Source organism: Acetomicrobium mobile (genome assembly GCF_937920065.1).
In genome coordinates this window covers 1-2,295 of record NZ_CALETC010000032.1, presented here as the reverse complement: position 1 = coordinate 2,295, position 2,295 = coordinate 1, and the positions used below count along the sequence as shown (strand labels likewise).

Sequence of the window (2,295 nt, the reverse complement as noted above, 5' to 3'; positions counted from 1 at the left end):
TGTATTCCTCAAAAGCCTTTCCAACCTCAGATCCAGGATCAAGAGGTGAAGGGTGATCGAACCCATCTAAATTTACGCCGTTTGGTAGCCAAAAGATCTTTTCGGGGTCTATACCCCTGCCAACTATATACTCTTTAGCATATGGCAATAACACAATAATCTTTTCCGCCCTTTTATACAGAAATTTTTCCCAGCCATAAAGCAATTTGGCGGGCAAGCTGCTTTCTTTGATTGCCCCCATATCTACAGCCGTCTGCGGCCACAGGTCTCTAACTTCAAAAACAAATCTAGCCTTATGTCTGCGGGCTAACCACCAACCGGCCAAAGCCGCAAAAGGGTGCATGGAAGACCCGATAATCGCATCAGGTTTAGGGAGGCCTCGGTCACAGCCCAACACTCGCCAACCGTAGGAAATCATGTTCACCACTCTGCGCCAGTCATTGCCTGCATATGGAAAGGTATTAATCCAAATGAAACGGACGCCTTCGTACGTTTCGACTTTCATTCTTTCTTCAGGCCGAATCTTTACGTAATTTCGACTAGCATGATTAAAACCGGAAGCAAAAATGGTTACATCGTGTCCTTTCTTTACAAGCTCCAAGGCCAAATCAAAATGCCTGGTGCCCCCAGGCATATCGGGACTGATAGCGTAATGATTCAGTATCCAAAGCGTTTTCCCCACTCATCTGCCCTCCTAGACTACGATAGGTCGCAATGCCCAATCAAACTCCACGTCACTGTTGAAAACACGGCAAAAACTGCGTATTTCGAAAAAAACTTGTTAATGAACAAATCACTTCAACCATAATGCCCTACCCTCTGAGAAAAACACGTACATAATCTGAGACAAAAACACTCTCGATGTTATCTTAGCACCCTAGCAGGATTTCCTACCACTACCCTACCACTTTCTACCGGTTTCGTCACAACTGCGCCTAAGCCAACAAACACATTCTCGCCTAAGGAGATGCCGTTCATTATGGAACAATTCGGCGCCAACCAACTATTAGCTCCAATGGAAGTGCTCCCGCTAACCTCAGAACAAGCCGTAATTATCGTATTTTTCCCAACGTGGACATTATGCGCAATATGCACGTGGTCATCGATCTTAACATTATCGCCAATCCAAGTATCATCCAAAGTTCCTCGCGCAACGGTACTTAGTGCTCCTATTTCGACGTTATTTCCAATCACGACTCTTCCAAGGTGCGGGAGTCTTATGGGAACCTGATCTTTGTCTCGTTCGAACCCAAAGCCTTCTTCACCTATGATCGTGCTTGACCTAATTAAACAGTCATTGCCTATCACTGTACCGTCATATATTACAACGTGATTTCTTATTACAGTTCCGTTCCCGATGGAAACATTATTACCGATCACACAATATTCTCCAATGGTTACTCCTTCGCCAATTTTCACATTATCCCCTAAGATCGCTGTTTTAGCTATACCTGCCTTAATAGCTGGTTGGAAAAAATGTGCTATTGTCCTTGCGAAGTCAAGCCTAGGATTATCTGACACTATGTGTGCGCAATTTATCTTTCCTTCGTATTCTGTAGTTACAAGCGCTAGACATTCCTCATTGCGAACTAGACATTCTAAAATATCGTCCGAAAAGTTTTTGGCAAAGGTGATGCACTTTGGCTGTAAGTCTTTAACAGAACAAGGTTTTACAATCTCGATATCCGGGCCTTTAAGCTCTTTGTTGAGGAACTGCGCAATCTTGCTTGCCCTTACCATAACAATCACCTCCTATTTTACTTCACATGGTCACTATCCTTTAACACTTTGACAGGAGTAACATTATCCGCTAAATAGCCGACTAACTTGATGACTCTATTATCTATAATCTCCCTACCAAAGAAGTATAGATCATCTTCCGTGCCCCACCAAACGGGATGCGTTAGTAACTGAAGTTGCTCGTATTTGCCTTCCAAGATGACTTGACAAGGGCACCCCTCACGCCAGTTTTTCCTGCTATCCGAAAGGTATTTAATATCCTTGAAAAAGCGATCCTCGTACGTATTGGCAAGAGACTCAAAGGCCAAACCAAAAACCTCCTTGGCAGGGCGATGGTAAGAAATAACGGGTTCAAAAGGAAGCAGCGCAGAGAATGACCGAAACAAGATCTCGGTCACTTCCTCAATTGTTTTGTCTTCCAATAAAGGCGTATTAGCCAAGTCAACATGCAAACCTATCCAATGACCCATGCTTCTGATTTTGGATAATATCTCGGTAACCTCATCTTCGAGCAAATTGTACAACGGCGAATTTGGCAACACAAAATAGGTGCTT

Annotated in this window: 3 protein-coding genes; all 3 read right to left on the bottom strand. The window is 43.7% G+C overall.

The window, feature by feature from the left end:
- The coding region (locus tag Q7P41_RS01325) for a glycosyltransferase family 4 protein (RefSeq protein ID WP_303881559.1) at positions 1-682 on the bottom strand (682 nt) is incomplete at its 3' end.
- Between the two features lie 182 nt (positions 683-864).
- Positions 865-1,740, bottom strand: coding sequence for a UDP-3-O-(3-hydroxymyristoyl)glucosamine N-acyltransferase (locus tag Q7P41_RS01320; protein WP_303881558.1), 876 nt, complete (start codon positions 1,738-1,740; stop codon positions 865-867).
- 17 nt (positions 1,741-1,757) lie between these two features.
- On the bottom strand, positions 1,758-2,295 hold a 538-nt coding region (locus tag Q7P41_RS01315), incomplete at its 5' end, for a hypothetical protein (RefSeq protein WP_303881557.1).